This window comes from Paenibacillus cisolokensis, from assembly GCF_050481165.1.
GTDB lineage: Bacteria > Bacillota > Bacilli > Paenibacillales > Paenibacillaceae > Paenibacillus_AH > Paenibacillus_AH cisolokensis.
The window spans coordinates 43,752-70,368 of sequence record NZ_JBCNFP010000003.1 but is presented as its reverse complement, the minus strand read 5'-3'; the positions used below and the strand labels follow the sequence as shown (position 1 = coordinate 70,368).

Below are 26,617 nucleotides of genomic sequence, written 5' to 3'. Positions count from 1 at the left end.
CAATCAAATGTTTTATAACTGTTTCATGAGGTGAAGCACCGTGGAAAATGTACGTGAACTATTTCAAATCATGACTCGACGCTTTGGCTTTCTAAATAAAAACTGCTGTTCTGCCGGTGGCTGCGACATCTCCTTAATTCAAAGCCATATCCTTTACGAAATTGATCGCCAGCATAAGCCGTCCATCCAGAAAGTAGCAGAGGCATTAGGGACAGATATAACGACATTCAGCCGACAAGTCCAATCGTTAATCAAGATGAAATTAGTGAAGAAAACGCCCGATCCAGACGACCGGAGGGTAAATCTGCTTTCCCTAACGACGGAAGGCAAGTATGTTGCGGCGTCGATTGACCAACAAATGAACGACTATTTAAACGAAATCTTTTCGCACATGAACGATTTTGAAAAAGATACCGTCATTCGCTCGATCAAGCTATTAAACGAAGCGATGGCGAAATCCGGCCAATGCTGTTCAACCCCTTCTAGAGGGTGATCTTTTTTCTATATTACTTGCATATTGCAAGTAATTTGAGGAGGAATTGGAATGTCAGCGATTTTCGATGCAATCGTTATCGGGGGTGGGCAAGCCGGTCTTGCTTCCGGATATTACTTGAAGAAGAACGAGCTGCAATTTTTGATCCTGGAAGCAAGCGAGCAGGCAACCGGTTCTTGGCCACATTATTACGATAGTCTGAAGCTGTTTTCGCCAGCTCGTTTATCATCATTGCCGGGCATGAAGATACCCGGAGCTGCAACCCACTACCCATTGCGAAACGAGGTGATCCAGTATCTAAAGGCGTATGCCCAGCGTTTTGACTTGCCGATTCGCACCAACCAGAAGGTTATTGCCGTGGAGAAAAGCGATAACGGTTTTTCGATCCGAACGGCAGCTGGAGACGAATATCAGACGAGAACGATCATCAATGCGACAGGCTCCTTTCATAATCCCTATATGCCAGACATAAGCGGAAGGGAGGCCTTTCAAGGGGAAGTCCTCCACTCTTCATCGTATCGAAATCCGGATCGTTACCGGGGGCAACGAGTGGTGGTCGTCGGGCGCGGAAATTCTGCAGTTCAAATTGCGGTAGAGCTTGCCGACAGCAGCCATACATCGCTTGCCGTGCTTCGGCCTGTTCAGTTTACGAAAACAAAAGTACTCGGAATTGATCTGCATTTTTGGATCAGAGCCGTCGGCTTCGATACCTTTCCATTCTGGCGATTTGGCAAAAAGCCTCCAAGTTCGAGCTCTGTTGCGGATTTGAACGATTACCGAGCAAGATTAAAGGCTGGGAAGCCGGATCAACGGTCCATGTTTACCTCCTTTTACTCCGAGGGCGTCGTGTGGCCAGACGGAACGGAAGAACCGGTACAAACCGTCATCTTTGCGACCGGGTATCGTCCCAATCTGACATACCTTCAGCCCATCGGGGCGCTTGATGCCGAAGGGAAACCGTTGCAGACAGCAGGAATCAGCCTTTCCGTTCCGGGACTGTATTATGTCGGTTTGGAAGGACAGCGTTCCTTTGCTTCCGCCACATTAAGGGGGGTGGGGCCGGACGCGAAATATGTTGTTCGCAAGCTACTGCGTTACCTGAAAAATCACCTTTAGGGAGGCTAGTTCCCATGAACTGAATTGGTTCGCCGCGGAATACCTTATGAAACAGGAGCAGCGTGAAATAGAGCGCTCGGCACGGGAAGCTTGGAAATGGCAAAATCCCACGGAGTTATCGAGCCGCTTCCTTCGGAGACGGCAACTCACGATAGCAAACAAAGCAGCTTGTTGTACCCCTAGCTGCTGCTGCTGATTTGATAAAAAAGTTGAAGGAGAGATGATCCATGAACCAAGTAAAGAATGATCAAATTCGTCAAAATGTACGCAGTCGTTATAAGGAAATCGCCTTGCAAGAAGTGGAGCCGGGTTCGTGCTGCTCGCCAGCTTCAAGCTGCTGCGGAACGGCCAATGACGTTTCTTCGCAGTTGGGCTATTCAACCGAAGAATTAACGGCTGTTCCGGACGGTGCAAACCTTGGTCTTGGTTGCGGTAATCCGCAAGCCATTGCGGAGCTTAAGCCGGGTGAAGTGGTATTGGACCTAGGCAGCGGCGGCGGTTTCGATTGTTTTCTGGCGGCTCGGCAAGTCGGGGAAACCGGCTATGTGATCGGGGTCGATATGACGCCGGAAATGGTGAGCCGCGCGCGCAACAACGCCGCGAAAGGCGGGTTCACGAACACGGATTTTAGGCTGGGAGAAATCGAGCATTTGCCGGTCCCGGATCAAACGGTGGATGTTATCATTTCCAACTGCGTCATCAATCTTTCGCCGGATAAACAGCAAGTGTTTGATGAAGCATTCCGCGTTCTGCGCTCCGGCGGGCGTTTGGCCATTTCCGATGTCGTAACGACGGCAGAGCTTCCTGCGGAAATCAAAAACGACTTGGATGTTTTATATTCTGGGTGTATATCCGGGGCCTCGTCCGTTGACGAGCTGAAAACGATGCTTACGCAAAGTGGATTTAAGGATGTAGTGGTCGAGCCGAAAGAGGAATCCAGGGCGTTTATCAAAGATTGGGTTCCTGGATCGAAGGTAGAGGACTATATTGCCTCTGCCGTAATCAAAGCAATCAAACCGTAATGAATGTATAAACGTTCCTCCTTTGAATAATCAAAGTGAATCGGTCAAAGCAGCTCTAGCAAACATGTCCGGAGCTGCTTTGTTCGTGCTCCCTGCATGCCTGATCATTCTATTTAAGGAAACACATCTAGGATCAATCAATTTCAATATCGATATAATGGCCACCTTTTCGTGCATGCTCATGCATTCTTATATATTTTAAGGCATGCTGAATACCCTTTATTTTCCCTTGAAGAAAGAGATCATCAGGATCACGCTGAAGTTCCAAACCTAGTTCCAACAAGTATGATTCTAAATATTCTATAAGGTGAAAAAATGATTGTTCTTCTTCCATATCTTTCAACCCCGATACTTATCTATTGCCCAACGTTCATTATATAGATTTTCAGCTTCTTCTATGGACATTTGATTCAGAAGCTGTTCAAACTCAAGAATGATCGCTGCTGCGTCCATTGAATCAACATATCCAACCTTATCGAATGCAGCTATTAACGCACCTGTCGCGTGTTTAATAGTAATCTGGTTGCTCAAAATATTAGAAAGAGCGTCTATAAACAATTCACTATTAGCAAACGCAGCTTTCTGGAGAAACGAATCATCATGCTTTAAAATGCCACATATGGATTCAAGATAATTTCTAAAGGTATCTCCACATGGGAGCTTTTGAATATGGCGATTTAAAATATCAATTAAAAAAGCGACTTTCTCACAGTCATTTAATAATGACATGTTTATTCGCCCCCGTTACCTTAATATTTGGCAGTGTCCCGTCAAGTGGTGTAAAATGAATTTCTGCTGCATGACCCGGATTTACTTCTGCAAAAGCGTGGTGGATGTAAGAGGAAGTTGCTCCCATTTGACGATTTTCGCCATGGATTCGAGACTGAATAACGACGTGCGACGGTCCATTCATCTTGCTTCTCGATTAAGATGGCACCAATCAGTCGGATAACAGATTCCCATTTTGGAGAGATTCCTGTTGCGTCTGAACGTCGACGGATTTCGCCATTTAAACGCTCTAATGGGCTGGTAAAATGAATTTGACGCCAATGCTCCCCAGAAAAAACCATGTAGGCCAGTACGTCACTTCACTTAGTAGAATTCATACCGTGGCTTTCCTTGTCAAGAAGCTCTGAGGATTTTTACACCACTACTATGGACTATAACATTTCAGTTGCTCTAATACACGGCTTTTTTTCATCCGTATGGGATTATAATAGGAGTATTTTATAAAATGACCTGCTATAATATGGATGTTTCGAGTGAAACAAGCGAACCTTACCAAAAGAGCGATCTTCGAGAAGGTGTTAACCTTACTCGATGGATCGCTCTTTTGGTTTATAATTGGGTTAAGTGACGGAGAAGGGAGGATGTGGGATGGCGAGCCGTCGCGAGATGAATAGACGTTATGCTCAAGCGGTGATTTGTGAGCTTCAGCGATTAGGTTATTCAGGTGAACATGCAACGGACGTTTTTTTTCGTCATTACCGTGATATGAAGCGTACCTTTGGGCTTGAACCGAATGTACATGATTTTGCAATGTTAATCGATGAGTTTGAACGTACAATGAATCGCAAGTACAATCCGAACGATCCAAATTCAATTTATGTCGGACATTTACGTGATCGATTGAAAAGGAAAAAATGATGGAATCAAGACGATGTGACTGAATGAAATGACTGCACATAACGAGTGTGTTATATCACGAGTTTAGAACTATGGTAAGTAACGAACGGTTTTTACGAAGCTCTTAGGAAATCGATAAGGTTGGATACCCTGAGCAACATATTTAAAATGGACCCAGATGAAAAAAATAAAGTTTGTAAAGAACGCTAGGATACTGGTAATACATATCGGGGGTGAAAGGACATTATTTTGGTGATGGCAAAACATGAATGCAGAAAAGAAAACTTGTTCTGATTGCCCGATGCAGGTATCTATTAAGGCATATTGCCGGGCTATTATTTCATTTATCATCAAATATCTTAGATCTACAGTCTCTAATCTTCAGCTATTCCTCTGAGAAACGACCATCTATGAGAAATTTTCAAAAAGAATCATCATAATTCAGATTCATGAATCATCGAGTCTATACGCCGAAAGGAAACGCGGCGCTGTGCTGCCTCAACTGGGTCAACTTTGGTCAACCATAAAAACCACGGTAGACCATCAATATTTCGAGTAGACCGTTGTCTACAGTGAAGCGTATTGAATATCCCAAACAGCGCAATCCACCAGTTATAACAAAACAAGCGATCCGTCGAGATAAAGGTTTGACCGCCGTCTCGAGGAACGCTTGTCCAGTGACCACGCTTAGTCACAATATCAATTATATCATAAGTTGTTGAATACCACAGAGGGCAGAATATGCTGGCCTCACATCAATTATCAAATAATTCGGGATACATCTTCACAATATCCGCTTTTAAGGCTCGATCCTCAGTTTTTTTATTTATGGATATGATTTTTTCAAGCCCTTCTTCCTCTTGGAAGGTCTTATATGTGCTTTTGACCGCTACTTCGAGATACTGTTTTTTTAGTAATTTAATCTCGTTCTTGAGCGTTCTAATCCGCCCTTCTTTTAACGACAATTTAGCAACTAAGTCTTGGTTTTCCTGAAGAATTGTGTCATATTTCTTAGCCTTTTGATGCAAGGCATTGAGCATCTCATTATAGTGAGCTAATGCGTTAATCAAACCCGTTTTATTGTTCCAGTATGTTTCAACAAGCTCAACAACATTTGGTAAGGGAAGTGCACCATCAGTTCCTTCAACCTCCTGCTGCACTGGCTCGTTGAGCTTCGCTATTTGCTCTGACATTCTTCGTGTCCAAATAAATCGATTTATCCCGGTCTCTCTTTCCAAGATGGAAGGATTAATCTTCTTCCCTGGATTCTTTGAGATATATTTTAATAAGATGTCTTTTAATTGCTTATCTGTATATTTTGGCGGTGCTCCCTTTTTCACAATTCATCCTCCAGAAGGTGAGAATCGACCATTGCTTTTTGATCCATCAATCTCCTCAGTTCATTGCAGGCTGAGGATAGCTTTTCTTGGCCCGTTTGCTGATAAGTCAACGTTGTACAATCGTAATTCATTGATTTTGTGACATATCGAATGAGCTCCAATTGTTCCTTAATTCTGGTTTCCAGCAAATTAGAACAATCTTTCAGCCATGCCAATCCCTTTTGTTCGTCATCTGGCGAGAAAAGATAATATTCGCAAAAGCGGCAATCCCCGACCTGACAACGCGATGGGTGATCCGTACAATAGCCGTTTTCCACTTTGTATGTCTCTTGAAAATCATCAAGTCGGTAGATTCTACTTTTAGCAATTATAGCTTGAGTGCCAACATCCCAATTTGACCGCATTAATTTCTTACGGTTCATTCGAAGCATCTGCGCCGCGTGATGGACGAAAGATGAAGCGAAGTGATCCAAATGTTTATGATAATGCAATTGGGTTTCCAGTTGGTTATGCCCGCCTATACGGGCAATAGTTAGCATATTAAACCCTTGCAACATCATGTTGCAAAAGGCAAAGTGCCTGGTATCGCCAGGCTTTATTCTTTCTAAATCACCGTACTTCGGAGTAACGATTTCATCGTAAAATCGATCAATGATATTGATAAATTGGAAAGCGCCCATTTTCTCTCGCGCTTTTTCCTTCGTTTTTATTTTTACGTATTTCCGATATGCCTTATACGAGATCAAATAGTAGGATTCAGAATCGTAAGCTGATGTAAGTTGTTTATAATCCTCAATAAATTCAAAGACTTCTTGATTTATCTGGACAGTATCCGTTATCTCGAGTTTTCCCGGAAGGGTAGATTTCTTCTTTTTTCTCGGCAAAACCATCCAATATCTATCCTCATTATCTTTGAACGTGCAATCCCGGCGTAATGAATAAAATTCGACGGGGCGCATGGGAATGATACGGGTGATTCTCCACCATAACAAGAGTGGATAAAATTTCAATTTTTCTTCGTCAGTAGTACAGGTATTAAAATATTCATCTAAAGCATGATCGAAAAGCAGGATATCATGAAAATTGGGCAATTCGCGTACATTCGAGACTTTCGTATTAAAAATTGAACACAAATCGCTATACGCATCCGAATATGGGTGATTATAATAAGCAAGAAATTCCCTTATACTGGTGGCCATGGTAAACTGTTTATGCATCCCGAAACGGTTGAACGCATCTTCTAAATGTGATAAATAATCCGGTCGAAACCCCCGGGTAATTCGTATGGCTTCTTTTATTTTTGCAACATTTAGCCGAACGGTTTGTGCTTTAATGCCATTATATATTTTTTGTACTGTATAGCATTTTAAAGCCAAGTTGACCTCGCCATAGAGTTCGCAATCAAAGCGGAAAAGAATTTTGCTGGATTCACCTTGGGTGGACCATAAGTCGCCTTCAAAAGCTCCTGTAACAATAACTCCTTTCTGTTGCAATTCTCTAAACATTTCTTTGTATTCGTGAAGATCATTTCGACTAAAGGTGATCAGCTCAATACTTTCCAAGATAGTTCGATCACTTAGTTCCTCTATGGTTTTTCTTCTGTGTAATGCCGAGTGGAATTTAGCCATTAAATTTCCTCACTAAGTAAATTTTGAATAGCAATCATCTTTTCCTTTAGATTGTTAAGATCAATAAAAGTTTGAACATAGGATCTGCCAAATTGCTGCACTGCCTGATTTAACAGATCCAGAATTTGAAACAAAAACTTGCGGTCCCTGACACGTACAGCGGGATATTTGGTATTTTGAATCGATGAAATTAAACGCTCAAGTTCATGTTGGATCGAAATCAGGATATAAACTTTTGGTATCGCATTTTCACAATGTAGGCAACTTATAGCAGTTGGGGAAGTGCAATTTGGGTATGTCAAGCATTGTACATGCTGCAACTTGGCGGGCATCTCACCCTTATAAATTTTAAATAACAATGTGTTCAAGTCTTTTTCTGTGAGATTGGATAATCGCAAAGCCAAAGATTGTCTGCTTTGTTGCTGCCGGATTAGGAAATAGCTAAGTTGTTCCAGTTGGTAAGGACTAAAATCTTTTCGAAATTGTTCGATCAACACGGTGCTTTGCTCTAACTCTAGCTGCGGCGTGTTTGGCATAGAAAGACGAATAAGAAGATGGTATAGCCATCCAAAATGCCCCCGGTTAAACAAATTCAGACTTACACGTTCTATAGAACCATCTTTGTTTACTGCTTGAATGTATGTTGCAGTCGAATTTTTATCGGTATGTCCTCTCATCCGTTGAGACAGTTCGTAAGCGATATCGGCATTCCCTTTTCCATCTACGACACTGTAAAAGAAATAAGTTAAGAGAGTCCTATTCATTTTCCGACTTTGGAAATCAACAAGATCCGGACGCTTATCGAAAAATAACCGAAAATGGTTTTCTTTTTCAAAATGGGTGAATCTTCTTCGGCCAAGTCTGACTAGTTGCTTATCATTTTCAATTCTGCGATGAATTTCCGTGATCACAAGAACGGTAGCCGTGGGGACAATCATATCCTGATTGACGAGGAAATGCCCCAGAGCACCGGTCTTGCTAATATACATTCGTTCCACCCGTTTATACAGATGATTAATGACTGCTTGCGCTTGCTCTTGAGTGATTTTCGTTTCCCTGAGTTGGTCAAAAGTCTGCAAATTGCAGGCCTCCAGCGCAATATTCGGCATCTTAACAATGTCTGATGGTCTCCATGCATCAATGACATGCATTAAGACATATAGCCATGTTACAGCATAATCCCTACTTTGGATGGCCTGCTCAATGTGAATGTCGACATCCCGAACATAATTGTAATAAGCTAAAAATTGTTCCGGACTGTACATCTCCCTGTCTTCGACAGGAAGGGGAGTGATTGCATAACTTTTCGAGAATGAACATAGCCCTTTGCCAGTGCAAAACTCCAAGAAGTAAATGAAAGTACGTTTATCCCGAATCCCCATTTCTGCACTTCGAAAGATAATTTCTAATTGATCTGCATCCATTAAGAATACTTCTGTATTTAGCAAACGGAATAATCGCTTTAATGTGCTGATATATTCTAAGGCTTGATTGTGAATCGTATGGCTGTTGCCTTGGCTGCTATTAATTTTTAACGTTACAAATTCACGGTAGAGCGCAGCAGTTTTTTGTAAAGTATCCGGTACATCCAGTTCAGCCAACCGAAATTCAAATAACTCAAGAGGTGTCGATTGTTGTCTTTTTCGTTCTTTTTCAATAAACCTGTTCGCCTCATCGGTTGGAACAATCCACTCGTTGTTGTGTTTTATACCTTTAGGTATCACGCCTATTCGGATTAATTTTGTAATCCAGGCTTTGCTAACCTCTAACTGCTCCGCAATATCTCTTCCAGAAATATAATTGCTCGGAAAGGAACGAGACTCCTTATATTCCCTTAAGGACTCAACTGGAATAATCCATCCTGCGTGATGATACGGTATTTTTTGTTTTTTTGCACCGGGAAATACTCCTTCTTTTGCCAAGGAGTTAACGGCTGTTTTGCTAAGGGATAGTTCTTGTGCAGCTTGAGCAGCGGAGACGTATCCTTCTGGCGGCGATATCGATTTTAAATATTCGTCGATGCACTCTTTTCGGATGTATCGGACGCCATTGATGACTTCCACGCCCGATAAAATTTCTCTTAACACTAATTTTCTGATCCATGACTCACCTAAGGATAAATATTCAGCGGCTTCCCGGAAGGAAAGGAATCCATCAGGGGAGGAGGAGGAAGACTGAATATACTCCTCTACAGAGATGGAGGGCACTATCCAAGAACCTCTATGTTTCTTTGCTCCAGCAAATGTCCCTCTCTTAATTAGTCTGCCAACCCAGAGTTCGGTAAGATTAAGTTGTTCGGCTATTTCAGCAATAGTTAGATATCCCTCAGGAATGTTTAACGATGCCTTGTATTCCTCTATGGCTTTGAGAGGGATTTGCCACGAACGATGTGCTTTTATTGCGCCGGTAAGCACCCCCCTTTTCAACAAGCGTAGTAAGCTTTTATAGCCTATTTCTAATTTTTCTGCAGCTTCGGCTGGATTCAAATACGACATGTTTCTTATTCTCCAAAAATTTATTTTTTAATTAAATTTGGTAAGTAATCCTTATATAAATGTTGCATGCGGTCCTCAAGTTTTTTTCTCATTCGTTCCGTATTTCCTTGATAAACAAGAGATGATGCAAGATTGGAGTCTCCTCTTGGCAAAGCAATATCGTATGGGTTATCAGCTTCTTCTGCTAAAAGATTTGTAAATATGCCCCTGCCTAGATGAGTGGACCATTTATATTCTTCCAATTTGATAGCGTAAACCAGATCATCCGGATTTGAAGAATTCCTTAGTTGCTTCAAAAACTCTCTTTTTAATTTACTGAAGTATGCCCTGTAACTTTGTCCCGACATGGCTTTGCCATCCCGATTTACAAATAACGCATCAGATCCATCCACAGGAGTATAATTTTCAATGTGGTTTCGATACAACTGTTGTAGCCAGTCTTGAATTGGAAAAACGATTTGTCTTCTTGGTTTTTTAACGCCACTTGCACCGGCACTATCTTTAATATCTGTTCTCAAGTTTCTTTTTTGTAGACGAACCACTAAACCAAACTCTCCGAAAGAACCGATAGAATTTACATCGGATCTTCGAATGTTCACAAGCTCACCTTGTCTAATTCCACCAAAGCACTGCATATAAATCCCCAAAGCAATGGGATTCGCGATCTTCACAGCCAACTCGATCAAAGGCAAAATATATCGTTCAGGTAAATCATGAGCTATATGGCCTTGCCTATTTCTCGGCATAATGACTCCTTTGAATGGGGAAACCGTATATTTTTGATTCGATTTACCGTAAAGGATCTTCTTTTTAAAGGCACTTTCGTCAACATGCTCCAACAGTTTTTTCTTCGCTAAGAACTCAAAAAATAGAGTTAAGGTTCTTTCCGCCTTTCTAACCGTCATTCTTGATTTTTCTTTTCTCGTCAAATTGTTCAAGAACTCTGTGGCATGAGAAAAGCGTAGTTCTTTTAATGAAGTAAGTTTGTATTTCATACGATTTTCAATAAGTATGTAATTTAAGAAAGCGCAGAGGTAATTAGCATGAAGTCTCTGAGAATTGTAAGCTCTGTATTTCCAGTAATGAAAAATAAATTCCGTAAGAGGATGAACAGATAGTCTACCGTTCATTTTATTTTGCAAAACGATCACAGCATGCCTATGAACGACAGGCTCGCTATCACGATGCCTTTTCCACAACTCAATTCCTACACTCTGCACACCAAAACGCAACTCATCAATTCTTCTGGAGAAAGGCACGATTGAACCACTATGGTCCATTTTATAACCCCCGAATCTATTTCAGCTTACAATTATGCTCATAGATTATCCTGTCAGTAAAAAATGTTACCATATCTATGTTATCGTGTTAAGACATCAATAATGCTCATCAAGAAAATACGATAAAAACAGTATAAACCCTAGATAAATAAAGGGTTTATACTGTTTATTAATGCACACATATAATTATGCTCATAGTTTTATAGATACTGCTGGAGCTGTCCAGCCTGATCTGCCAGCGCGCGCGCAGCAAAGGCTACATGGGCGATATTGTGCATGCCGGCGCGCAAGGGGCCGATTTCGAGCGCCCGAGCGGCTTTGCCCGGCAAATGAAAATCGACGATCCGACCCAGATTACCCGGGAAGTGTTCGCTGCGGCGAAGCAATTGTTTCAGAAGCATTGGGACCGGCAGCCGGTCCGCAAAATATGGGTGTCGCTCGGCGGGCTGCGGAGCGACGATGTCCGGCAGCTGACGCTTTTCGACGGACGCGAGCGGCGGCTGCGGCTGGAACGGACGATGGATGAAATCAGGGAGCAATTCGGACCGGCCGCCATTTTTTTCGGCTCCTCCTTGAAGCGGACGAGTCAAATGAAAGTATTGGCAACCAAGATCGGAGGACATTATAAATGAAAAAGCTGGAAGGCAACGGGCTGTGGGAATCGAGCCGGATGATGCTGTTTGAACATCGGGACGCTCTTGTCGACCGGAAAGCGAAAAAAGTCCGAAAGCCGAGGCCGCTTCTGGACGAACAGCAGCGGGAAGCGATCGCGGGCAGCATTGCGCGCGCTTTTCAAGAGAAGCGGCCGGTAAGCGTCGTCGTTTATCGCCCCGACGGCGACAAGACAGTGCAAGGAACGATCACGAAGGCCGACGCGTCGCAGGGGCGGATTCGGGTGGGCGAAACCTGGATCTCCGTATCCGATATCCTTGATGTCTTATAACGTCTGACTGGCATCTGACGCCCGGAATTCCGGGCAGCAGCGGCTACCGGCGGCGGGCCGGGCGCTCTTCCGTCCGATGATGTTCGGCTATCGTTATCGTTCTTCGCCGTTGCCATCGCTTCCCGCCGACATTTCATCCGGTTTCGGCGAAGTGCCGAGCTTCTGCGCGGCGAGCACGGCGAATTCGATTTTCGCCAGGCCGAACGCATGCTCTTCCGTCATCCGAAAACGCGCCGGCAGCGAAAGCTCGCGGAAGTAATCCGCCGGATCGGAGTAGCGGCCGAACCAGTCGCCCGGCTCCGGCGGTTCGACCGGAATGTCCGGCCAGGCTGCCGCCAGCGGCGGGCTGTACAGCCGCTCCGCGCCCGGCTGCAGCAAGCCGTCCCCGGCAAGCCGCTGCTTGTAGACGGCGGACGGAGCTTCGCGCCGGGCGGAAGCGAACAGATCCGGCGCATAATCGGCGCGCGATCCGGTATGACGGATCGAACGGGCGAAACGGACCGCCCCTTCAGCCACCTCGGGGACGCCGAACAGAATCGCATACAGCCCTTTGCCGAGTTCGATCCGCTCATGCAGGCTTGAGAAGTTGTCCAGCACGAGCCCGGCAAGCTGCAGCCGTTCGCCGTCGCGGCCATATGGAAAGACGATCTGGTTCAAATGCAGCAGCGACTGCATGCCGAAAAACAGCGTGCCGAGAACATGCTGGCGAAAATATGGATTGCGGACGACGCGCTCCTCGATATAATGCTGTTCGTTGACGATCAGCGCGACAGTCAGCGGCACGGGATCGCGATCGCGCCAGAACCGCTCCCAGACCGGCCGCATGAACGCCGACACGCCGAACGCCGGCAGCAGCCGGAACAGGCTTCGGCCGGCGTGGAGGGAAGCCTCGTACAGCCGCAGCTGCGGATAGGCGTCATGAAAAATAAGCGCGTTCGACCGCTCCAGGAAGCGGAAAGTCGCTTTGCGTTTCTCCATGCCGAGCAGACGGGGGAACCATTCCCCCTGCAGGTCGGTCATATTCCAGCCGCCGTTGCGCGACACCATATGGGCGAGCAAAGCCCAATGGAGCTCGCGGCGGCGCAGGAAGACGTCGCGGTACGCCGCCGTCCGCGTCACGTTGTTGCGGCCAAGATGCGCCGTTTCGGCGCGGATGCGGCTCACGATCGCGAGCCCGGCGGCGCCGCCGGAAACGGCGATCGCGGGCGAAACGGCGTTTCGACCGCCCGCCGCAAAAGGCAAAAACAGCGCGGAAGGCCGCGGTATGTCGGGCGAAATCGGCGCAGCCGGGGTGCCGGGCGGCGATGCCGCTTCCATGTCGACGCCTTTCGTTTTCGATGCGAGTGAGGCCGAAGACGCGCTTTTCGCCAGCTTCTTCCACGCTCCCTTCAATTCGGCCACGGCGGCCGGATGGAGCCGCGGCGCAGAGCCGGCGTCTGCCGGCGGCTTCGGGGCGTACGCGCGCTTCCGCAATTCCGCCGCACGGAACAGGGCGCGCGGAAGACGCAGCAGCCGAAGCCACCAGCTTCGCAAGCGGCCGCGTCGTTTCGGTTGGTTCTCCATGAAGGTGCTTTCATCTCCCTTCCATACTACCATTATGAGCCGGATGACCCCGGCATAACCGCAAGTATGATACAATGGTTGCATACTAATTTGGAACGGAAAGGAGAATGCGGCATGTGCGGGCGCTATACGTTGACGGTGACGCTTGAGGAGCTGATCGTCCGCTTTATGATCGAGGATGCGTTCATTCCTTTTCACCGGCCGAAATATAACGTGGCTCCGGGCCAAATGGTTCCGGCCGTCATATCGGACGGAAAACGCAACCGGCTCGGCGAGCTGAAATGGGGATTGATCCCGCCATGGGCGGACGATCCGGGAATCGGCAGCCGGATGATTAACGCGCGCGCGGAGACGGCGGCGGACAAGCCCGCCTTTCGGGAGGCGCTGCGCCGCAAACGGTGCCTCATCCCGGCCGACGGGTTTTACGAATGGCGGAAGGACGGACAGGGCAAGCAGCCGATGCGCATCGTCATGAAGGACCGCTCGCTGTTCGCGATGGCCGGGCTGTACGAGACGTGGCTCGCTCCGGACGGCCGGAAAATCAGCACCTGCACGGTGCTGACGACGGCTCCGAACGCGCTGATGGCGGACATTCACGATCGGATGCCCGTCATTTTGCGGCCCGAGGACGAAGCGGTATGGCTCGACCGTGCCAACCGGGAGCCGCAGCGGCTGCGAGCGCTGCTGAAGCCTTACCCGGAGGAGCTGATGGAGGCGTATCCCGTTTCCGCCGAAGTCGGCAACGTCCGCAACGATTCCCCCCGTTGTATCGAGCCGGTCGGATCGGTCGGGTAAAAGATCGCGCCGGTCGGCGCCTCTCCGCAAAAAAAATTCGCCGACCGCGGGCGGTCAGCGAAACATGCCCCATAATTTGAGCAAATGGAAGGTGTTGTTCGGATCGATCTTTTGGGCCAGAACGAACGCCACAATTTGCCCTTCCTGCAGCTCCGTCAGCTTCTCCCCCAAAATGCGGGCCGCCGAACGGACCAGCTTTTTGACTTTGACTCGATCCTGCAAGTCGTATTTGGTGATCCCGTTCAGCAGCTGCTTGATCTGTCCTTTGACAACCGGGTTTTTCAGCTTGAATTTGACGCGCTCGACCAAATCCGGCCGAATACCGTATTTCTGATAGCTCATCGACTTAGGCACCTCCCCCGCCGTTCGGGCAATGCGGCAATCATTTTACTATATGCCGCCCGGGAGGCATTGTTGCCTAGTCGAGCTGCTCCCCTTGAAAAACGGGATCCTGCTGCAGCCGCTCGCGCAGCGCGGCGTATTCCGGCGAATGCCAGAAGTCTTCCCGGCCCGCCAGCTCGGCTGCGTCGTCCCGCGCCTGCTCCAGAATGGCGAAATCGGCCGCCATGTCGGCAAGCCGGAACTCCGGCAGCCCGCTTTGCTTCGTGCCGAAGAAGTCGCCGGGGCCGCGGAGCTCCAGATCGCGTCTGGCAATTTCAAAGCCGTCGTCCGTCTCGGTCATCGCCCCCATCCGCTCGCGCCCGACATCGGATTTCGGATCGGCGACGAGCACGCAGTACGATTGATGGGCGCCGCGCCCGACCCGGCCGCGCAGCTGATGAAGCTGGGACAGCCCGAACCGCTCCGCATCCATAATGACCATCAGCGTCGCGTTCGGCACGTCGACCCCGACTTCCACAACGGTGGTGGCGACGAGCACTTGCACCTCGTTCGTCTCGAACGCCCGCATCACCTCTTCCTTCTCCGCCGCCGTCATCCGGCCGTGCAGCAGCCCGACGCGCAAATCGGGGAACGCCTGCTGCAGCTGCGCCTGCAGATCGATCGCATTCTGCACGTCGAGCTTGTCCGACTCCTCGATCAGCGGGCAGATGACGTACGTTTGCCGTCCTGCCGCCGCTTCGCGGCGGATGAATCCGAGCACCCGGTCCATCATCGAATGTTTGACCCAGTACGTTTTGATCGGCTTGCGGCCATGCGGCCGCTCGCGGATCGTCGATATGTCCAGATCGCCGAACGCGGTAATCGCGAGCGTCCGCGGAATCGGTGTCGCCGTCATCGTCAGCACGTCGGGATTCATCCCTTTGCGCCGCAATATGCTGCGCTGATTGACCCCGAACCGGTGCTGCTCGTCGGTGACGACCAGCCCGAGGGAGCGAAAGAAGACGTCCTCCTGAATGAGCGCATGCGTGCCGACCACGATATCGGTAAGCCCCATCTGAATGCCGGCCAGCGTCTCCCTGCGGCGGCGTTCCGTCAAACTCCCGGTCAGCAGCGCGACCTCGATGCCGGTACCGGCATACAGCTTGGCAAGCGAACGGGCGTGCTGCTCCGCCAATATTTCCGTCGGCACCATCAGCGCCCCCTGATGGCCCGATTTGACGGTCGCATACAAGGCGATGGCCGCCACGACCGTCTTGCCCGCCCCGACGTCGCCCTGAAGCAACCGGTTCATCGCATAGGGCCGACGCATATCGACCAAAATTTCGTTGATCGCCTTCTTCTGCCCCTCGGTCAACTCGAACGGCAGCGACTCGGCAAAGGAACGAATCGTATCCGCGCTCACCTGATGCGCTACGCCGTCTGTCCGCTTGCGATTGAGCGACCGGAACGCCTGCAGCTTCAATTGAAACCAGAACAGCTCCTCGTAGACGAGCCTTCGCCTTGCTTCCCGTCCATCGGACGTATCCTCCGGGTGATGGATGCGAAAGATGGCCTCGCGGCGCGGCATCAGCCGGTGGCGCTCGATCAGCTCGCGCGGCAGCACTTCCGCAATCATCGCGCCGAATTGCTCGAGCGCCTGGCGAATCGTTTTGCGCATCCACGCCTGGGTTACCGAACCGCCGACCGAATAAACGGGCTGGAGCGTACCCGACTTGGACGGGCCGCGGTCGGGGAATTCAGACTCCGCGACCGTCAACTGCAGACGCTGCTTGTCCCATTTTCCGGTCAGCACGATTTCCCGTCCGGGGACGAGCTGGTCCTGCAAAAAATGGCGGTTGAACCAGACCGCGGTAATCAGCACGCGGTTCGTCTCCACCTTGCAGGACAGCCGCGATTTGCTCCGTCCGTACCGCTGCAGCGCTCCCGCGCTGCGAATCGTTCCCCGAATCGTAATTTTTTCTCCGTCCTGCGCTTCCGTCAGTTCGCGTATGCGATAATCTTCGTACCGGAACGGATAATATTCCAGCAAGTCCGCAACCGTACGGACACCAAAGGCGTGAAGCTCACTCTCTTTCCGTGGGCTCACGCCTTTGACCTGCCTGACCGGCAGTATGGATAACGGGTCCTTATGATTCATGTTTCGCGCGCACCGTTCATGAATACGGCCGACGTTCCCGGTCCGACATGCGTACCGATCACGGCGCCGATCGTCGTATAATGAACTTTCCGGATATCGAAATGAGGACGGAGTTGCTCGAGCAGCTGATCGGCCGTATCGCGCGAGGTCGTCCAGGCCATCGTGACGTCGACCGCTTTTCCTTCGTAATCCTGCCGCAGCAGATCGACGATGCGCTGGATCGCTTTCTTCTGGCCGCGCACCTTGTCCACCGCCATCACCCCGCCATCCCGGTCGAGGGACAGAATCGGCTTAATATTCAGAAGCGAGCCGAGCACGGCGGAAGCTTTGCCGATCCGGCCGCCTTTCTGCAAATATTCCAGCGTATCGACAAGAAAATAAAGCCTTAGCCGGTTGTGTATCTCCTCGATCTCGGCCAGAATCTCCTCCTTGGACCGGCCGGCAGCCGCCATCTCTGCCGCCGCGACGACGACCGTACCGATGCCGTAGGAAGCCGACTTGCTGTCGTATACCGTAATATCGGCCTCTTCTTCGAGCATGGACGCCGCGAGAACGGCCGATTGATACGTTCCGCTCAATACGGATGCGAGATGGATGGAGATGATGGAAGCGCCGGGATCTTCCCGCAAAATACGCTCGTACACCTCCGAAAATTCGGTCGGCGACGGCTGTGAAGTCGTCGGCAGCGAAGGCGCCTCGGCCAATTTGGCATAGAACGAATCGGCGTCCAGGTCGACAGCGTCGAGGTAGGACGCTTGTCCGAACAGCACTTTCAGCGGCACCATCTCGATGCGCAGCCGTTCCCGAACTTCGCGGGGAATATCGGCGGTGCTATCCGTTACAATCCGGACTGTCATGGTCACAGCTCCCTTCGGTTTATTCGACGGCGAACAGGTAAGGGTAAAGCGGCTGCCCGCCCTCATGGATTTCCAGCTCCACATCGGGCCAGGAAGACGCGATCCAGTCCGACAGCCCGGCCGTCTGTTCCGGATCGGCATCCGCGCCCGTCAGCACCGTGAGCAGCTCGCCGCCCCCCTCCAGCATATGATTCAGCAGCTGCCGGCATGTTTCCAGCAAATCCCCGGAAGAAACGACGATCGTCTTCTCGCTGATGCCGATGTAATCCCCTTCGCGAATGTGAACGCCGTCGATCGTCGTATCGCGAACGGCATGCGTCACTTGTCCCGAACGCACCTGTTCCGCGGCCGCCTTCATCCATTCCGCGTTCCGCTCGGCGTCCTCCTCTTCCTTGAAGGCGAAAGCCGCAGCCAGCCCTTGCGGAATGGTGCGGGTCGGAATGACCGTCACCTGCCGGTCGCTGAGCTCCGCCGCCTGCTCCGCCGCGAGCACGATGTTGCCGTTGTTCGGCAGCAGGAAAATATGCTCCGCCGGCAGCGACTCGATCGCCTTCAGGAAGTCTTCCGTACTCGGGTTCATCGTCTGGCCGCCGGAAAGCACGATATCGACGTTGCTCGAGCGGAAAATTTCCGCCACCCCTTCGCCGAGCGCAACGGCAATAATGCCGAACGGAGCCCATTCGTGCACCTGCTCCGGCGGCGTTCCGGCTCCTGTCGGTCCCGCGAGCACTTCCACGGACGCGAGGCCGGTGACGGACCCGGGATCGTCGTCGGCGCCGGAAGACAGCGCCTCGTCTTCGCGATGGAGCAAGTCGCGGTGCTGCTCCCGCATGTTCAGAATGCGCAGGTCGGTCAGCTCGCCGTACGGAAGCGCGTAGTTCAGCACATCGCCGGGCCGCCTCGAATGGACATGCACCTTGATGATATCGTCGTCGGCAATGACGATGATGGAATCGCCGTCCCGGCCAAGCGCCTTTCGGAAGGCCGCCTCGTCGAAAGGCGGCGCTCCGGAACCGCCCAGCTTCCGGTTAATAAAAAATTCCATATCGTACAGATACTCGATATGCTCCGTCTCCAGCCGGGATTGCGCCGAGGTTCGTTCCGGCTTGCGCGGCGCGATCGCAGCCCCCGGCTGCGCGATCAAGGCCGTATCCGCCGCGCCTTCGCCGGCCAGACTTCTCCAAAATCCTTCGTAAATATATACGAGTCCCTGGCCGCCGGAATCGACGACGCCGACCTGCTTCAGAACGGGCAGCATTTCCGGCGTGCGCTGAAGCGTCTCATGCGCCTTGCGGTGCACTTCCCGCATCAGTTCGGCCGCATCGTCCGTCCGGCGGGCGATCTGCACCGCGTGGCGGGCCGCTTCTTTCGCCACAGTCAAAATCGTCCCTTCGACCGGCTTCACAACCGCTTTGTACGCGGTATCGACGCCATGCTGAAGCGCAGCCGCGAGCTGAACCGAATCGGCTTGCTCGAGACCGGATAGCGACTTGGCCACGCCGCGGAACAATTGCGACAGAATGACGCCCGAATTTCCGCGCGCTCCCATAAGCAGCCCTTTGGACAATGCCTCGGCCGCTTTTCCGATGGCGGGCGACGGTTTGCTTTTCAGCTCGCGTACGCCCGAATCCATCGTCAAGTTCATATTCGTTCCCGTATCGCCGTCCGGCACCGGAAACACGTTTAATGCGTTTACCTGTTCTGCGTTCGCCTGCAAATATTCGGCGCCCAGCAGTGCCATACCGGCGAAATCGGAACCGTTAATGAAGCGCTTTCTCAACAAATATTCCCCTTCCTGCCTACCTGGATACCCGCACACCTTGCACAAAAATATTAATATGATCGACCTTCAGACCAATCACTTCATTCAATACGTATTTGACTTTCGCTTGAATGTTGTGCGCGACTTCGGATATTTTCGTACCATAGCTGACGATGATGTACAAATCGATATGCACCATGTCATTCTCCCGGCGCACTTCGACGCCGCGGGACAAATTGTCCCGTCCCAGCAATTCCGCTATGCCGTCCTTAAGCTGCTTGCGCGAAGCCATACCTACCAGTCCATAACAATCCAATGCCGCCGAGCCCGCAATGACGGCAATGCATTCGTCGGTTACATAAACTTTTCCGAGTTCGGTGCTAAGCTGCAGAGGCATGGAAATCCACTCCTTTTTACTCTGTGCATTATGGACTATTCCACATTGTACTATAAAATCGGGCATTGTTGAAGTCCGTACGCGATGATGCGACACAATTATGGCCCGTTTCGGGGCAAAATATTCGATTTTCACCGATTTTGGCGCAAAAACGCCGTCAGCCGGCCGCGCAGCCGGTTGACGGCGTTCGAAGAAGGAGGACCACCGCGAACGGACGGACATGCCGCCGCCGCAGCCGTTTCGCTCCTCTTATCCGTTCATCTTCTGTCTGTATTCGGACGGTGTTACATTGTACTTTCTGCGAAACAACTGGGAAAAATGGCGCATATCCTGATACCCGCTTCGTTCGGCCACATCCGCCAGCTTGATCCGGGGATTGCGCAGCAGCTCCCGGGCGTACTCCAGACGAAGCTGCGTCACGTATTCCTTGAAGCCCCGTCCGGTCTTTTGCTTGAACAGCTGGCTGAAATAGACGGGGTTCAAATAAACGACCGCAGCCACTTTTTCCAGTGTAAGCTCATCCCGGTAATGGGCTTTGATATACTGCAGCGCCACTTCGATCGCCTGATCGCCGCCGCTGGCATAATGTTCGAACGATTGCGTCGCCGACGCCTCGCCGAGTTCGCGCACCCGCTCGGGCACTTCGCCGAAATCGCGGATTTCATCGGTATACAGCACCTGGAACGGCACCTTGAGGCAGCGCCTCAGATGCTTCTTCAGCTCGTCGACCAGGCCGGAAACGCCGTCTCCCGCCTCGACCGCCACAAGTCCGAGCAAACTGCTGCCGCCCTGGCTCGTCACGAAACCTTTGCCATACTGGCCGATCAGCTCGGAAAGAACGTTTTCCACGATAAAATGCTCGAGCTGCATCGCGCGGTCGCTCTCCATTTTGACCATGACGAGATGGAAGCGGGGGTAGTCTTCAATAAACGATTTCATATCCAGGCGGCCGATGTCGAGCCCCGAAACCCAGCGGCCGAACACGGCCTCGCGCAAATATTTCAGGTTCGTCTCGAGCAGCGAGCGGGCCCGGGACCACTCGCTTTCCCTGGCGATCTCTTCCCCCACTCGGGCGATCAGCTCGACCAGCGCCTCCTTGCCGATCGGCTTCAGCAAATAGTCTTTGGCGCCGAGACGGACCGCTTCCTGGGCATATGCAAATTCGGAATAGGCGGATATGACGACCCATTTGATATCGGGATGGCGGCCTCGCGACATGTTCATCAGCTCAAGCCCCGTCATGCCCGGCATCCGGATATCGGTCAGCACCAGATCGACCGGCTTTGACCGCAGCAGCCGGACGGCCTCTTCGGGTCCCGCCGCCAAATCGATCCGGTGTTCCGGAAAATGCTTCTTCAGCGTCCGTTCGATCCCTTCCCGAATGACGCTTTCATCGTCCACAATCAAAATATTCATCGGTCTCTCTCCTTCCCGGCAAGCGAAGCGGCTTCGCTTCGCAGCGATTGGGCTCCTTCCTTCGAATCCGTCCCGCTTCGCCACGTCTTGGGAATCGCCACCACTACGGTCGTGCCGCTTCCTTCGGCGCTGTCGATCCTAAGCCCGTACGGCTCGCCGAACATGAGCCTGATCCGGCGGTGCACGTTCTGCAGCCCGATCCCTTTTCGTCCGGCTTCCGCCGTCCTTTCCCCGTCTTCCTCCGCTTGCAGCAAAGCCCGAAGCCGCGCCAATCGCGCCTCGTCCATTCCCGCTCCGCTATCTTCGACGACGAGCTGCAGCTCCGGCCCGGCCACCCGCGTATAAACGCGCAGCGCGCCGCTGCCGCTCAGCGGCTCTATCCCGTACTTGACGGCGTTTTCGATAATCGGCTGCAGCGTCATCTTCGGCAGCGGCGCTTCCAGCCAGGCGGGGTCCGCCGCGATTTCGACGCGAATCCGTCCGGACAGCCGGATTTCGATAATGGTCAAATAATGCCGCATCTGCTCGAGTTCGGCGGCCAGCGTCGATTGCGCGCCCTCTTCCCATTCGCTGCTGTAGCGGAACATATGCGATAACGCCAGAATGACCCGGCCCAGCCTGTCGTTCTCCCGCTCGTCGAGCATCCAGTAGATCATATCGAGCGTATTGTACAGAAAATGCGGGTTGACCTGGGACTGCAGCGCCTGCAGCTGCGCGTTTTTCTCGCTTGTCGAGGCCAGCTTGATCCGCTCGACCAGCTCATCCATGCGGCCGACCATCCGGTTGAAGGAGGCGACCAGAATGTTGAGCTCTTCATAGGAATTGACATCGACCGAGCCTTTGAAATTTCCCGTTTCGACCTTCTTCATTTGCTGAATGAGACGCTTGAACGGGTTGGAAAACGAGCGCGAGACGAACGTGGCGAGCAGCGTGGAGACGATGACGAGCGCCGCCACAACCGTCAGCAAAAACTGCTGCGTCTGCCTGAGCTCCAGATTGATTTCCTCCTTCGGCGCGCGCAAGCCGATCGTCCAGCCGGTCATTTTCACTTTGGCCGCCACGACAAGCGATTTCTTCTCATGGGCGATGCGGACCTCCCCGTCCTTCTGCGGAGCTTCCGGCGCTTCGCGAAGCGGCTCATCATGCTCCCTGTCCGTCCCGGTCGATACGATGACCCGGCCGTCCTGTCCCCAAATCGATACGCTGCTGCCGGCTCCCAGCTTCGCGTTCGAGAGCGCTTCCAGAATCGGGCCGGCATCCGTCTCGATCAATACGATGCCGACCCGCTTCAGCGTATTCAATTCATAAAGCTGGCGGCCGAAGGAGAATACCGGCTCCATATGGCCTTCGCTCATCAGCGAATGCGGGAAAACGCCGAGCCATTTCATTTCGCCCGACGTTTCTTTTAAAATGCGGTACCAGTCCTCCTGCGCGAACTCCTGTCTGGCGGCTCCCATCTTGCGTTCGAAGCTGTAAACTTTGCCGGCGTACGTCATGACGTGAATGCCGACGATATCGTCCCGGGAGAAGAAAACGGAGCCCAGAATATCCGTAATGCGCCGCTCGTAATTGACGCTGAGCACCGGATCGTCCGTTCCCCCGTTTTGAAGCAGCCGCATCAGCTCGTTGTTGCTGTTCAGCGTCTTCGTGACGCTGTCGTAGCCTTTCAAATAAAGGTCGAACAGACCGGCCGTCTGCGAAATGTTTTTTTCGGCCGCCTCCGTCATTTTATCCCGTGTCTGTTCCGTCGCCCGCTGGTAATAGATGAAGCTTACCATGAGCAGCAGACCGAGCATACAGAAGAGAAACAGCAGGAAGAGTCGATTGTGTATAGTGCGAAAGCTTCTCCTTGCCAAATGCGGTTCCCCTTTCAACTGACCGGCGCTTTGTTTCCCTATTATCACAGACGGTCGGCCTGCCGTGCAATCGTCAAAAATTCCCGGAGCATTCGCGGCGAAGAGCAGCGGCTAACCTTTGACCGCGCCTGCGACCATCCCTTTCGTAATCCGTTCGGCGAGCAGGAAATAGATGAGAATGACCGGCGCCGCGCCAAGGACGAGATAGGCGCCGATCGCGCCGTAATTGGCGGAATACTGGCTGACGAAGCTGTAAACGCCGAACGGCAGCGTCTTCAGCCGTTCCGCCGAAACGAAGGTGGCCGCAAGAATATATTCGTTCCAGATGTTGATAAAGGTCAAGATGCAAACGGTCATGAGCGGCGGCACCGAGATCGGCAATATGATGCTGCGGAAGATGCGGAACACTCCCGCTCCGTCCACCACCGCCGACTCCTCGATTTCGTGCGGGATCGTGCGCATGAATCCGCTCAGAATAAATACGGAAATCGGCATCTGGAACGCGATGTAAGGCAAAATGAGCGACAGATGCGTATTCAAAATGCCCGCATGTTTAAATACGACCATCAGCGGCAGCAGCGTCGCCTGCATCGGGATCATCATGCCGACGAGAAAAACGAGCATGACGAGCTGTCCGCCCTTCCAGCGGAAACGCGTAATCGCAAATGCGGCTAGCGAACTCAGCAGAATGACGCCGGCCATCGTCAGCGATGTCACAAGCAGGCTGTTGCCCAGATAGCGAAAATAGTTGCCGGCCTCGATCGCGTCCGCGAAATTGCGCCACTGCGCCGCAGACGGCAAGGAGAAGAAGCTGCCGGACAATATTTCCTCATTCGTCTTGAGCGAGTAGGCAAACAGCCACAGAAGCGGATACAGCTGCGTCACGAGCAGGACGGCCAGCAGCAGCAGCACCAGCCCTTTTTGAACAGGGTAAAAAAAGCCGCGGGCGGTCCGCATCCGGCGTGCGGTTCCGGTACCGGCTGCGGTTGCGGTCTGACGCATGGTCCCCCTCCTCTCTCTGCTTCAGGAATATCGTTTATCCAGCTTGCCGAACAGAAAATTGATCGCCAGCGTCGCGACAAGGCAAAGCCCGACAAGAAACACCGCGATCGCGCTGCCGTAGCCGTACTTCATGGACAGGAACGACATGTTGTACATATGGGTGGAAATGACGTCCGTCGCATGCGCCGGACCGCCGCCCGTCATGACCATGATCAGGTCGAACGACTGCAGCGAACCGATGAAGGCCAGCACCATCGAAATTTTGAAAATCGGCACGATCAGCGGCAGCGTAATGTAGCGGTCCGCCTTCAAGCCTTCGGCGCCGTCGATTCTGGCCGCTTCGTATATATCGGCCGGAATGTTGCGGATGCCGGTAAACTGGATCAGCACATGATAGCCGATATACTGCCACAGCGCGACAAAATAAATCGCGTAGATCGCCACGTCCGGATCGGTCAGCCATGCCCTTGTCAGGTCGCCCGCCCCGATCGCCGTCAGCAGCTGATTGAGCATGCCGCCGAGCGAAGTCGGGTTATAAATCGTTTTCCAAAGCTGTCCGATGATGACGACCGACAGAATGACCGGCAAAAAATAGCTGGATACGAGAAAGTTCGGCCTGCGGATGAAACGATTGAGCAAAATGGCTACGAACAGGGCGAACGGCAGCTGCAAGCCCATCGATAATACGGCCAGTACGAGCGTCCGGCGGACGGACGGCCAAAACACCGGATCGGCCGTAAACAGCCGGATATAGTTGTCGATTCCGACAAATCGGGATTCGCCGATCCCGTTCCAGTCCAGAAGGCTGCTGTATACGGACACCAGCACCGGAACGAACACGAGGCCGGCATAGAAAATCAGGCACGGCAGCACAAAAAGCGGCAATCGTCCAGCGGGACACCTTCAGCACGTTCAACTTCTCCCGCCTCCTTCCCAACGTTCCGATGCGGGCGGGAAGCGCCTTCCGCGAGCTCCCGCCCCCATCGCTGTTACCCGCCGCCTATTTGTTTTGCTCGTAAGCGGTCTGATCTCTTTGGCCACTGCCGCGGCATCCGTCTTCTGCACGAACAAGTTTTGAATGCTGGACAAATGCGCTTGCGCCGTGCCGGGGTTCATCGTATTGTCGAACGCCAGATCGCCGCCTTTGACGTCTTCGAACATGGCGAGCACTTCCATGGCCATATCGGAATAGCCGGCCGCTCGGAAATCGCCTTCGACTTTCTGGGCGAGACCGACGGCGCCTTTCAGCTTGAACGCTTCCTTCGGGTAATTAAGCATGTAGTAGTTCAGGAAGTCTTTCGTTTCCTCGAGATGCTTTCTGTCTGCCGATATCGCGAACGCACTGCCCGGAGCCAGCATAAATTCGTTGACATCGCCTTTGCCGTTCACGGTCGGAAACTTGAAGACGCCGACATTACCGTTCTCGTTGGCCGACGAAGTCTCGATGCCGCCCGTCGCCCAGCTGCCCATGAAATACATGGCCGCCTGTCCCGTCTTGAACAGGTTCTCGCCGGCGTTGTAGTCGAACGATGTCGCCCCTTCCTGGAAGGCGCCGGCCTGAATGAGATTCTGGAACGCGTCGACCGCCTCGATGAATGCCGGGTCCTCGAACGTTTTCTTTCCGTCAAGCACATCCTGCAGGAAGCCGGGGCCGCCGTTCGTCCGCAGCAAAATGTTCATGAACAGGAAGGAGCCGGTCCACGTATCTTTCTCGCCGATCGCCATCGGTTGAATGCCCGCATCCTTCAGCTTCTTCACCACTTCGATCATTTCCTCGAAAGTGGTCGGAACCTCGACGCCGGCCTGCTCGAACAACTTTTTGTTGTAATAGACGAGCGCGATATTGTTGCCGTCCGGCAGCGCATACAAATTTCCGTCAAACGTATAGTAGTCGAGAATGCCTTCCTGGAACGTATCCTTCAGGCCGTTCTGCTCGACCATGTCGTTCAGCGGCGCGAACAGCTTCGCATCGACGAACGGCTGCATTTGCGCCGCCGGATTGACAACCGTAATGTCCGGCACTTCCCTGGAAGCGGCCTGGGTTTTCAGCTTGAGCTTTTGCTGGTCGGTGTTTAATGAATCGAGTTCGATCTTGATGTTCGGATGCTCTTTCTCGTAGTTGTCCACGATCGCGCGGAGCATCTTGTATTTCGGATCGGTCTGATCCGGATAAATGTTCTGGAACGTAATCGTGATGTTTTCCTGCTTCGGCTCGGCTCCGCCTTTCGCTGCCTGGCCGCCGCCTTCGCCGCCGCTGCCGCTTCCGCCTCCGCAAGCCGTCAATCCGACTGCGACAATGCCTGCCATCGCCAGGCCGAGCCATTTCGATTTGCGCATTTGATACAAGCCCCCTCTGCTGATTTATAATTTCATTATGGTTGTCGGACCATAACGAAACAATGCGGGAAATTAGGGAGTGATGTTGATTTTTTTCAGATCGTCGGCGTCTTTTCCTTGGCGTATTGGGCTTGTAGCCTACCGGCAACTATGGTATGATATTCGAGTGTGTTTGTTTCAACCCGAAGCCATGCTTTGCAGCCTTGACGG

Annotated in this window: 23 protein-coding genes and 2 pseudogenes; 7 read left to right on the top strand and 18 right to left on the bottom strand. The window is 51.8% G+C overall.

Annotated features, from left to right (window positions below; all coding sequences use genetic code 11):
* The first annotated feature begins 40 nt into the window (after positions 1 to 40).
* The 3 genes from ABEV74_RS00775 to ABEV74_RS00765 all read left to right on the top strand — a co-directional run bounded on the left by ABEV74_RS00775 (position 41) and on the right by ABEV74_RS00765 (position 2,631).
* Positions 41 to 493 carry a MarR family winged helix-turn-helix transcriptional regulator gene (locus tag ABEV74_RS00775; protein WP_309479944.1) on the top strand — a complete coding sequence of 151 codons (453 nt, stop codon included), beginning with the start codon at positions 41 to 43 and terminating at the stop codon, positions 491 to 493.
* Positions 494 to 544: 51 nt separating this feature from the next.
* Entirely contained in the window at positions 545 to 1,609 is a 1,065-nt protein-coding gene (locus tag ABEV74_RS00770) for an NAD(P)-binding domain-containing protein (protein ID WP_309479945.1), read from the top strand.
* A 227-nt stretch (positions 1,610 to 1,836) separates the two neighbouring features.
* A complete protein-coding gene (locus ABEV74_RS00765; RefSeq protein ID WP_026326927.1) occupies positions 1,837 to 2,631 on the top strand; it encodes an arsenite methyltransferase in 795 nt (264 codons plus the stop codon).
* A gap of 133 nt (positions 2,632 to 2,764) precedes the next feature.
* Here the strand turns inward: ABEV74_RS00765 and ABEV74_RS00760 are convergent, their stop codons facing one another.
* The 3 genes and pseudogenes from ABEV74_RS00760 to ABEV74_RS00750 all read right to left on the bottom strand — a co-directional run.
* On the bottom strand, positions 2,765 to 2,965 hold the full coding sequence (locus tag ABEV74_RS00760) for a hypothetical protein (protein ID WP_019537540.1): 201 nt from the start codon (positions 2,963 to 2,965) through the stop codon (positions 2,765 to 2,767).
* A 5-nt stretch (positions 2,966 to 2,970) separates the two neighbouring features.
* Complete coding sequence (locus ABEV74_RS00755; protein WP_019537541.1) at positions 2,971 to 3,360, bottom strand: hypothetical protein; 390 nt, start codon at positions 3,358 to 3,360, stop codon at positions 2,971 to 2,973.
* 81 nt (positions 3,361 to 3,441) lie between these two features.
* Positions 3,442 to 3,716 (bottom strand): annotated as a pseudogene (locus tag ABEV74_RS00750) (transposase); the annotation flags it as partial.
* Between the two features lie 292 nt (positions 3,717 to 4,008).
* On the opposite strand from ABEV74_RS00750, the gene ABEV74_RS00745 reads away from it, so the two are divergent.
* Positions 4,009 to 4,278 (top strand): hypothetical protein, encoded by a 270-nt coding sequence (locus ABEV74_RS00745; RefSeq protein WP_309479948.1) that lies wholly within the window; start codon positions 4,009 to 4,011, stop codon positions 4,276 to 4,278.
* Between the two features lie 734 nt (positions 4,279 to 5,012).
* Here the strand turns inward: ABEV74_RS00745 and ABEV74_RS00740 are convergent.
* From ABEV74_RS00740 to ABEV74_RS00725, 4 genes are read right to left on the bottom strand one after another with little or no spacing between them, the layout of a single operon-like run.
* Positions 5,013 to 5,597: a hypothetical protein gene (locus ABEV74_RS00740; protein ID WP_430142785.1), complete on the bottom strand. Its 585-nt coding sequence runs from the start codon at positions 5,595 to 5,597 to the stop codon at positions 5,013 to 5,015.
* Positions 5,594 to 7,225 (bottom strand): site-specific integrase, encoded by a 1,632-nt coding sequence (locus ABEV74_RS00735; protein ID WP_055107609.1) that lies wholly within the window; start codon positions 7,223 to 7,225, stop codon positions 5,594 to 5,596. Before ABEV74_RS00735 ends, ABEV74_RS00740 begins: the two co-directional genes overlap by 4 nt.
* Positions 7,225 to 9,720 (bottom strand): helix-turn-helix domain-containing protein, encoded by a 2,496-nt coding sequence (locus tag ABEV74_RS00730; RefSeq protein ID WP_430142784.1) that lies wholly within the window; start codon positions 9,718 to 9,720, stop codon positions 7,225 to 7,227. Before ABEV74_RS00730 ends, ABEV74_RS00735 begins: the two co-directional genes overlap by 1 nt.
* 20 nt (positions 9,721 to 9,740) lie before the next feature.
* Positions 9,741 to 11,000: a hypothetical protein gene (locus tag ABEV74_RS00725; protein WP_430142783.1), complete on the bottom strand. Its 1,260-nt coding sequence runs from the start codon at positions 10,998 to 11,000 to the stop codon at positions 9,741 to 9,743.
* 206 nt (positions 11,001 to 11,206) lie between these two features.
* Here ABEV74_RS00725 and ABEV74_RS00720 point away from each other — a divergent pair, with 206 nt between their 5' ends.
* The gene (locus ABEV74_RS00720) at positions 11,207 to 11,632 is read left to right on the top strand and encodes a DinB/UmuC family translesion DNA polymerase (protein ID WP_430142802.1); all 426 of its coding nucleotides are present in this window, start codon (positions 11,207 to 11,209) and stop codon (positions 11,630 to 11,632) included.
* Positions 11,629 to 11,943: a YolD-like family protein gene (locus ABEV74_RS00715; RefSeq protein ID WP_062492517.1), complete on the top strand. Its 315-nt coding sequence runs from the start codon at positions 11,629 to 11,631 to the stop codon at positions 11,941 to 11,943. The genes ABEV74_RS00720 and ABEV74_RS00715 overlap by 4 nt, the downstream gene beginning before the upstream one ends.
* A gap of 93 nt (positions 11,944 to 12,036) precedes the next feature.
* On the opposite strand, the gene ABEV74_RS00710 is transcribed toward ABEV74_RS00715, so the two are convergent.
* Positions 12,037 to 13,506, bottom strand: coding sequence for a DUF2515 domain-containing protein (locus ABEV74_RS00710; RefSeq protein WP_430142781.1), 1,470 nt, complete (start codon positions 13,504 to 13,506; stop codon positions 12,037 to 12,039).
* A gap of 114 nt (positions 13,507 to 13,620) precedes the next feature.
* Between ABEV74_RS00710 and ABEV74_RS00705 the strand changes: the two genes are divergently transcribed.
* Positions 13,621 to 14,301: an SOS response-associated peptidase gene (locus ABEV74_RS00705; protein WP_062492515.1), complete on the top strand. Its 681-nt coding sequence runs from the start codon at positions 13,621 to 13,623 to the stop codon at positions 14,299 to 14,301.
* A 54-nt stretch (positions 14,302 to 14,355) separates the two neighbouring features.
* Here ABEV74_RS00705 and ABEV74_RS00700 read toward each other — a convergent pair whose 3' ends face one another.
* From ABEV74_RS00700 to ABEV74_RS00655, 10 genes and pseudogenes are all read right to left on the bottom strand, one after another.
* Positions 14,356 to 14,643, bottom strand: a complete 288-nt coding sequence (locus ABEV74_RS00700) for a stage VI sporulation protein F (protein WP_062492514.1) — start codon at positions 14,641 to 14,643, stop codon at positions 14,356 to 14,358.
* 76 nt (positions 14,644 to 14,719) lie between these two features.
* Complete coding sequence (gene recG / locus ABEV74_RS00695; protein ID WP_430142779.1) at positions 14,720 to 16,780, bottom strand: ATP-dependent DNA helicase RecG; 2,061 nt, start codon at positions 16,778 to 16,780, stop codon at positions 14,720 to 14,722.
* The gene (locus ABEV74_RS00690; protein WP_213530142.1) at positions 16,777 to 17,637 is read right to left on the bottom strand and encodes a DegV family protein; all 861 of its coding nucleotides are present in this window, start codon (positions 17,635 to 17,637) and stop codon (positions 16,777 to 16,779) included. Before ABEV74_RS00690 ends, recG begins: the two co-directional genes overlap by 4 nt.
* Before the next feature lie 19 nt (positions 17,638 to 17,656).
* Positions 17,657 to 19,417, bottom strand: coding sequence for a DAK2 domain-containing protein (locus tag ABEV74_RS00685; protein ID WP_430142800.1), 1,761 nt, complete (start codon positions 19,415 to 19,417; stop codon positions 17,657 to 17,659).
* Between the two features lie 19 nt (positions 19,418 to 19,436).
* On the bottom strand, positions 19,437 to 19,796 hold the full coding sequence (locus ABEV74_RS00680; RefSeq protein ID WP_062492511.1) for an Asp23/Gls24 family envelope stress response protein: 360 nt from the start codon (positions 19,794 to 19,796) through the stop codon (positions 19,437 to 19,439).
* A 249-nt stretch (positions 19,797 to 20,045) separates the two neighbouring features.
* Positions 20,046 to 21,212: a response regulator gene (locus ABEV74_RS00675; protein WP_430142778.1), complete on the bottom strand. Its 1,167-nt coding sequence runs from the start codon at positions 21,210 to 21,212 to the stop codon at positions 20,046 to 20,048.
* Entirely contained in the window at positions 21,209 to 23,068 is a 1,860-nt protein-coding gene (locus tag ABEV74_RS00670) for a sensor histidine kinase (protein ID WP_430142776.1), read from the bottom strand. Before ABEV74_RS00670 ends, ABEV74_RS00675 begins: the two co-directional genes overlap by 4 nt.
* 111 nt (positions 23,069 to 23,179) lie before the next feature.
* Complete coding sequence (locus ABEV74_RS00665) at positions 23,180 to 24,025, bottom strand: carbohydrate ABC transporter permease (RefSeq protein ID WP_062496723.1); 846 nt, start codon at positions 24,023 to 24,025, stop codon at positions 23,180 to 23,182.
* Positions 24,026 to 24,091: 66 nt separating this feature from the next.
* Positions 24,092 to 24,955 (bottom strand): carbohydrate ABC transporter permease, encoded by an 864-nt coding sequence (locus ABEV74_RS00660; protein ID WP_430142774.1) that lies wholly within the window; start codon positions 24,953 to 24,955, stop codon positions 24,092 to 24,094.
* Between the two features lie 115 nt (positions 24,956 to 25,070).
* Positions 25,071 to 26,407, bottom strand: a pseudogene (locus tag ABEV74_RS00655) (extracellular solute-binding protein).
* Positions 26,408 to 26,617: the final 210 nt, after the last annotated feature.

Bases quoted from the DNA above. Each gene is read 5' to 3' on its own strand.
- ABEV74_RS00675 (WP_430142778.1), bottom strand. From the start codon at position 21,212: ATGAATATTTTGATTGTGGACGATGAAAGCGTCATTCGGGAAGGGATC.
- ABEV74_RS00700 (WP_062492514.1), bottom strand. From the start codon at position 14,643: ATGAGCTATCAGAAATACGGTATTCGGCCGGATTTGGTCGAGCGCGTC.
- ABEV74_RS00690 (WP_213530142.1), bottom strand. From the start codon at position 17,637: ATGACAGTCCGGATTGTAACGGATAGCACCGCCGATATTCCCCGCGAA.
- ABEV74_RS00770 (WP_309479945.1), top strand. From the start codon at position 545: ATGTCAGCGATTTTCGATGCAATCGTTATCGGGGGTGGGCAAGCCGGT.
- ABEV74_RS00725 (WP_430142783.1), bottom strand. From the start codon at position 11,000: ATGGACCATAGTGGTTCAATCGTGCCTTTCTCCAGAAGAATTGATGAG.
- ABEV74_RS00680 (WP_062492511.1), bottom strand. From the start codon at position 19,796: ATGCCTCTGCAGCTTAGCACCGAACTCGGAAAAGTTTATGTAACCGAC.
- ABEV74_RS00710 (WP_430142781.1), bottom strand. From the start codon at position 13,506: ATGGAGAACCAACCGAAACGACGCGGCCGCTTGCGAAGCTGGTGGCTT.
- ABEV74_RS00765 (WP_026326927.1), top strand. From the start codon at position 1,837: ATGAACCAAGTAAAGAATGATCAAATTCGTCAAAATGTACGCAGTCGT.
- recG (WP_430142779.1), bottom strand. From the start codon at position 16,780: ATGAATCATAAGGACCCGTTATCCATACTGCCGGTCAGGCAGGTCAAA.
- ABEV74_RS00755 (WP_019537541.1), bottom strand. From the start codon at position 3,360: ATGTCATTATTAAATGACTGTGAGAAAGTCGCTTTTTTAATTGATATT.
- ABEV74_RS00745 (WP_309479948.1), top strand. From the start codon at position 4,009: ATGGCGAGCCGTCGCGAGATGAATAGACGTTATGCTCAAGCGGTGATT.
- ABEV74_RS00715 (WP_062492517.1), top strand. From the start codon at position 11,629: ATGAAAAAGCTGGAAGGCAACGGGCTGTGGGAATCGAGCCGGATGATG.
- ABEV74_RS00705 (WP_062492515.1), top strand. From the start codon at position 13,621: ATGTGCGGGCGCTATACGTTGACGGTGACGCTTGAGGAGCTGATCGTC.
- ABEV74_RS00735 (WP_055107609.1), bottom strand. From the start codon at position 7,225: ATGGCTAAATTCCACTCGGCATTACACAGAAGAAAAACCATAGAGGAA.
- ABEV74_RS00760 (WP_019537540.1), bottom strand. From the start codon at position 2,965: ATGGAAGAAGAACAATCATTTTTTCACCTTATAGAATATTTAGAATCA.
- ABEV74_RS00730 (WP_430142784.1), bottom strand. From the start codon at position 9,720: ATGTCGTATTTGAATCCAGCCGAAGCTGCAGAAAAATTAGAAATAGGC.
- ABEV74_RS00665 (WP_062496723.1), bottom strand. From the start codon at position 24,025: ATGCGGACCGCCCGCGGCTTTTTTTACCCTGTTCAAAAAGGGCTGGTG.